We start from the raw sequence: 497 nt of genomic DNA, 5'->3' as shown, positions 1-497 counted from the left end.
GTACGTTGCACAATGCGTGTCATGCCGTTTAAGCCATGCTGCACTGTGCCGTCAAGCAGCATGAGTGCAACACCTGCATTTAGCTCGTCACAATGCATTGGTTCCCAATAATCTCGGTAGAAGTAGCGAATGGCCGTGCCAATTTTCAAATTAGCAATGTCGGTTTGCGGGTATGCGCGCTGGCTAATGCCAAATTTGGTTAAGCAGCCACGGTCTGACGCAATATTGTTAATACCGCCGTCATCGCGCAGGCCGCCCTCTAAATACAAAATAGTGAGTACGCTGCGGCAAAACGCCTCGCTGTAGCCAATTAGTGCGGCTGCAATTTCGGGTTGTTGTTTGTAGTGCTCTAGTTGTTGAGGTGTCAGCATTAGTCTCGGCTCCAATCTGTTTGTTAACAGAATGCCGAGCGCGCGAGGGAATGTATTTTAACCTGGGTTAAAAAATTACTTGGTTTTCTAGCTTAATAGATAATTTTTTGCATTTTTTTACAAAAC

General features: G+C 45.9%; 1 protein-coding gene. It reads right to left on the bottom strand.

The annotated features are described in order from the left end of the window. The coding region (locus J8L97_RS23180) for a glycosyl hydrolase 108 family protein (RefSeq protein ID WP_282098579.1) at positions 1–371 on the bottom strand (371 nt) is incomplete at its 3' end. Positions 372–497: the final 126 nt, after the last annotated feature.

The sequence above is a fragment of the Pseudoalteromonas sp. MMG012 genome (assembly GCF_018100875.1).
In the GTDB taxonomy this organism is placed as follows: Bacteria; Pseudomonadota; Gammaproteobacteria; order Enterobacterales; family Alteromonadaceae; genus Pseudoalteromonas; species Pseudoalteromonas aurantia.
This window is presented reverse-complemented; position numbering and strand designations above follow the sequence as displayed.